This window comes from Bacillus cereus group sp. BfR-BA-01355 (assembly GCF_022663675.1).
Taxonomy (GTDB): Bacteria; Bacillota; Bacilli; order Bacillales; family Bacillaceae_G; genus Bacillus_A; species Bacillus_A thuringiensis_S.
On the sequence record NZ_JAKUFY010000197.1, the window covers coordinates 1 to 5,290 of the forward strand.

The window sequence follows — 5,290 nt, forward strand, 5'->3', positions numbered from 1 at the left end:
AACGATTCGACTAAAGATATCGATTTAATGACAAAAAGGAAACACCATTACACACCGGTGTTTCCTTTTTCTTTGTACCAATTATATATACGAAGCGAATCTTTTTTTCTCATATGCTTTACTTCATAACCGCGCCCGGCTACCGCTACAAGAGTTGTACATAATTCATCTTTTCTTTGAAAATACGATTGATTATAACCTACTGCTTGAACATGTCTTCTTCGCATTATTCCTGTATATTTCGAAAAATTACGATATACAACCGTTAGTTGATTTTCTCTTAATTCATAACCACCACTTTTATATCTAGCATACGCAAGTAACGAAAACACGATAAATAACGGTAAAATAACAAACAACGCAATATATTGTTTAAAATATATACTCACGCTGGCAATTAGAACTGTGAGTATGATACTTATTAACCAGCCCATAATGAAATAACGACGCAACGCTGTTTTTGGTAAGTGAACGATCTCCGCTTCGATTTCATAAGGTAACTCTAAATATGTGAGCAGGTGCTGTACATCTTTTTTCTTCATAAATGGATGCAACATTACTTCGTTACTTGCTGCTCCAATACTTTGTATTGCTTCCACTTCAACAGCACAATAGCCAAACGGCTGGCGAAGCATACCTTCTTTTACAGTAATCGCTTGAATGCGGTGCAATTTTAAGACAAACTCTTTCTTTTCAAATAATCCTTGAACGATACGAATCTCTTCCCCTTTTCGCTCAATTTTAAAGTTTGCATATTTCAACACATATCCAGCCGTGGAAATAATCCATGAAATTGCCATTAAAATTAATGCAATTACAATTAGTTTATAAACACCGTTTCCCATCACATACGCTTCTACTTTACTTGTGAATCCTTCAGGAAGAACAAAATCAAACTTTGTGTAAAGAAGTACTAGTCCAGAGAACACTAGTCCGAACCGACCAGATGTAATCGCTGCGGCTAAAACCTCTTTCGCTGTTAACTGATAAACCGTCTTGCTTTCTTCCTCTTCTATTTCTTCTTTTACAGTAGTTTCTTTCTTATGTAATACAGAGATTAAATGTTTTGCCTCGTCTTCTTTAATACCAGCCAACATCACTTCTGGTTCATTACCACCACCGGCTACTTCTATATTTAACTTCATGAGTCCGAGCATTTGATAAATGAAGTTAGAAGACGTACTAATATTTTGTACACGCTCTTTATTTAAATAGCTTTCCTTCTTTACAAAAACACCGTGCTTTACATGTAACATATTATTCTCAATCCAGTACACTTTAAAATACCATTTAATTGTTGAAAAAATAGCCATGATGAATAAAACAACCAGAAGGAAAAGATAAAATAAATACCAAGGTTCCACTTGTTCATCAGGTTTAAATAAAACAAGAATAATAAGTGGCAACAAACTCGCAACCCTAATACCTAACAATATCGTGATCGGATGTTGCCTCTTATACATCCTCATCACTCACTTTCGCAAGTTCTCCAATTTGTCTTTTCAGCTGTTCTGCTTCTTCTTTCGTTAAACCTGGGATACTATGAGAAGTTGCGGCTGTTGAAATGTGTAATTCTGCTAAATTATACTTTCTCATAATCGGCCCTTGCTCAATCGTTACGTGCTGCACACGGATCATCGGAATAAGTACGCGTTCTACAACAAACATTCCCTTTTGAATCTCAATCTCTTCTTCATTTAATCTGTAACTATAATAGCGCTGACGTAAATTTGGAAACACAAAATAATCAAGTGGAATAAATGTAATGGCTCCTGTTACTAATAGTCCAAACAACCACCCCCACCAGTTAAAGTTAATCATGAAAAAGAAATATGCAATTACGACTGTTAGTATAACTGCCGCCCCAATTAAAGCGTGCATCCTCCACACTTTCAGCATATTAGAATGAATCTCCCTTTCTAACGGCTGCATCTCATCACTCCAATTCTATGAATTTATTACTTATATATTATCAAAAAACAAGGTTTTATATACATTTTTGTAAATTTATAGTCAAATAAAATAGTTGAATCAAAAGCATATTAAAGAAAAACATACCCAGTTTTGAAAATTATATATTATAAATATGAATTATATTGAACTAAAATAAACCTTACATGATTCATGCAAGGTTTATCGTTTTATACACAATATATTTCATCATTGTTGAGATATACTAGCATCGCTTTCAATTCGATTTTCTTTTTGACTCAGTTTTTTATCTTTAGATTTTTTTAATGTTAAAGTCATGCCAATAAAAATAAAAAGAATTCCTGTTATTTGCATTAAAGTTGGACGGAATCCAGTAAGTACAGTATCTAATAATATTGCCACTGCCGGATCTAAAAAAACTAATATTGAGATTGTTTTTGTAGATAAATGGCGTAAACTATCAAAAAACAGATAATACACTATCCCAGTGTGAATAAAACCAGTAGCTATAATATATGTCCAATTACTTTGAGTGAGGCCACTAAAAGCATCTAAATCTATAAATGGTATTAAAAGAAATATCCCCAAGAATGTTTGTAAAAATGTCATTGCATACGCACTCATTTTGTTAATCCCTTTACCAAATAAAGTTGTAAATGCATAAAAGAGAGCTGCAAGAAATCCCCATATCATACCTGAAGACATTAATGAGCCTACAGAGAAGCTTCCATCGATACCAGCAATTAATAAAGCTCCCACAAAACACACAATTATTGAAATGATAGATATTAATGTTAATTTTTCTTTAAAGACGATACTTCCAATTAACAGTACAATTACTGGTGCAAGATGATAAACTGAGATAGCAATTGTAACTGACATATTTTCAAAGGCTTTAAATAAGAAAACCCAATTAAATACTAAGAAAAAGCCACATATTAAAACTTGAATAACTTCTTTTCGTTCCCATTTATCTTGTTTATATTGCCCTGTAAGCAACCAGCATACACTTAAAAATATTGTCGCAAAAATACACCTTACAAACACTAATTCAAACGAAGGCAAGTTTGTTTGAACAGAAAAAAATCCAACTGATCCAAAGATAACCATTGATGCTATCATCTTTAAGGCCGGTACCGTTTTCTCTTGCTTAAAACTTTTTTGAAGCAAATTAATCCCCCTCCAATAAAAAAATCTGTTTATAGTGAGAAAAACACCAGCCTAAAAAAGGACAGGTGCTTTTCCTCAAAAACACTCAACTACAAGTTTTTCCCAGCAGTCCAACCACCATCAATTACAAAATTAGAACCAGTAATAAAGCGGGCCTGATCAGAAATCAAGTACTCAATACATGAAACAATATCCTGGGGCAACCCCCAAGTATCTAAAGATTGATTACTTTTTATCATAGACATCAAGGCTTTATTACTAAAGTATTCTTCTGTAAGTTCAGTTCTAATAACACCAGGAGAAATGCTATTTACTCTTATATTTTGCTTCCCAAATTCCATAGCCATCTGTTTAGTCAATCCGATTAAGGCATGCTTTGATGCCACATAAGCAGCTCGCTCTGGTTCAGCCATTAATCCAGAAACCGATGCTATATTCACAATACAACCTTTTATTTTCGATTCACACCATCGCTTCGCTACTTCCCTAGAAAGTATAAATGGGGCTACTAAATTTACATCAATTACTTTTTTAAACATATCATCGGATAAATTTAAAACAGGTGTTATCTCTCGAATACCAGCAGCATTTATTAATATATCAGGAGAAAGCTTTTCTAAATCTAATTGAGTAAAAAGATTATGAATCGCTTCACTATTACTTAAATCAATTTGCACTACTTTCAAAGGCATATCTGTTTTCATATAATCTATTAAGTTATTATTATTAATATCAAGAGCTATTACATGAAAGGATTTTTCTAAAAAGTATTTTATACAAGCATGACCTATACCACTATTGGCTCCAGAAATCATAATTATTTTATTCTCTCTCATTTTGTCTCCTTATAAGAAAATGTTACTAATAAAATATCACGAAAAGCTTCAGTACTACATTCTGTTCCAAGTGGCGTTACGGCATGGAAAACCTTTTGTCCAAATACTAAAGTTTCTAAAGGCTCCTTCAAACTTATAAACTGATTAATTTCCCTTGGAGAATTAGCTATTAAATTATCTCCGCCAATAGCTGTATTACTTAAATTCATAAGGTGTAAAAACACTACTGGTTCATCATCTTTATGTAACCAAATAGGTGAACTAAAAGATGGTCTTTCTTTAGTAGCTTTATATCTTACTTGATGTAAACCTATAATTAAATCTTTACTTGTATCTATTATATTTGTTTTAAATGCAAATTCAGTATCGAAACGCACGATATTTTGAATTAAAGGATTATATAAAAAACTATCATTTATGCTATGGAACTGTCTAACTTTACCGCCATCATCATAGTTATATTCTTTAGATTGGAAGTAATCATTACTATTATCTAAAATATAATCTGGTGAATCAACATACTTTATATACCTTGAATAAGATCTAGCACGGCATTCACCGTACGCATCATCTTCCAAATTATAATAATCTAACTGTGCTTGTGTTAATAAACGATGATTCTCTTCCTCTTGTAAAAAGATTTCATTTGAGATTTCAAGGAATCCCTTAGATTCAAATTCATGTACCTTTTCTTCTATGCTAAAGCCACTCATTTTACTAAGAACAAACGTCATTATAAAAACCTCCACACTATTGTATTTTTCTTTCTCACCCTATGTTAGAAATGCAATAAGTAACCGAGATTCTTGCTTAATAAAATTTAAAATTATGATATTCAATTAATACACCAAATGAAATATATGTAATCCATTAAAACTATTTCTTAAGCAATATTATATATCCTTTTGGTTATTTTTTCTAATTATCTGAAGATTTTTCAACATTAGTCTTAATATTCAAAATTAAAGAAATGTATTTTTCAGAAAGAGAAAACTGCGAGTATTGCAATTATTTATGTATATAACTTTTTTTAAAATTATATTTTAAATATAACTAGTTTTTTATAATTTTTTTGATATAATTACATACGGGAAACGGGAAGAATTTTGTCTTCCCAAGTGTTTTTATTTGCATCTAGTTCTTTTGCTAGATGCCTTTTTTATGTTAAAAAAGGTATCCTCAAATACTTTGAGGATACCTTTTCACTTTTATTATCTCTGCTGTTTTCTACCTAATACGAGTAATCCAAAACTCATCATTACAAGAAGTGCTCCCATATATGGTTCCACAGGCATTTTCTGCCCTGTCTTTGGTAATTCTTTTTCCGGTTTTTCTGGACCCGGTGTTCCAGG

General features: G+C 31.9%; 6 protein-coding genes. All 6 read right to left on the bottom strand.

What is annotated here, in order from left to right; translation table 11 throughout:
* Positions 1 to 47: 47 nt before the first annotated feature.
* The gene (locus MR167_RS30335; protein ID WP_242316163.1) at positions 48 to 1,463 is read right to left on the bottom strand and encodes a PH domain-containing protein; all 1,416 of its coding nucleotides are present in this window, start codon (positions 1,461 to 1,463) and stop codon (positions 48 to 50) included.
* Positions 1,456 to 1,932 carry a PH domain-containing protein gene (locus MR167_RS30340; RefSeq protein ID WP_001182726.1) on the bottom strand — a complete coding sequence of 159 codons (477 nt, stop codon included), beginning with the start codon at positions 1,930 to 1,932 and terminating at the stop codon, positions 1,456 to 1,458. Before MR167_RS30340 ends, MR167_RS30335 begins: the two co-directional genes overlap by 8 nt.
* 228 nt (positions 1,933 to 2,160) lie before the next feature.
* Positions 2,161 to 3,102, bottom strand: a complete 942-nt coding sequence (locus MR167_RS30345; protein ID WP_000939629.1) for a DMT family transporter — start codon at positions 3,100 to 3,102, stop codon at positions 2,161 to 2,163.
* 89 nt (positions 3,103 to 3,191) lie between these two features.
* Complete coding sequence (locus MR167_RS30350) at positions 3,192 to 3,938, bottom strand: SDR family NAD(P)-dependent oxidoreductase (RefSeq protein WP_001208943.1); 747 nt, start codon at positions 3,936 to 3,938, stop codon at positions 3,192 to 3,194.
* Positions 3,935 to 4,672, bottom strand: a complete 738-nt coding sequence (locus MR167_RS30355; RefSeq protein WP_000144818.1) for a 2OG-Fe dioxygenase family protein — start codon at positions 4,670 to 4,672, stop codon at positions 3,935 to 3,937. The genes MR167_RS30350 and MR167_RS30355 overlap by 4 nt, the downstream gene beginning before the upstream one ends.
* Before the next feature lie 477 nt (positions 4,673 to 5,149).
* Positions 5,150 to 5,290: LPXTG cell wall anchor domain-containing protein (locus MR167_RS33040; protein WP_255787453.1), on the bottom strand; the 141-nt coding region annotated here is incomplete at its 5' end.

Coding starts and splice junctions, on each gene's coding strand:
- MR167_RS30335 (WP_242316163.1), bottom strand. CDS start 1,463: ATGTATAAGAGGCAACATCCGATCACGATATTGTTAGGTATTAGGGTT.
- MR167_RS30340 (WP_001182726.1), bottom strand. CDS start 1,932: ATGCAGCCGTTAGAAAGGGAGATTCATTCTAATATGCTGAAAGTGTGG.
- MR167_RS30350 (WP_001208943.1), bottom strand. CDS start 3,938: ATGAGAGAGAATAAAATAATTATGATTTCTGGAGCCAATAGTGGTATA.
- MR167_RS30355 (WP_000144818.1), bottom strand. CDS start 4,672: ATGACGTTTGTTCTTAGTAAAATGAGTGGCTTTAGCATAGAAGAAAAG.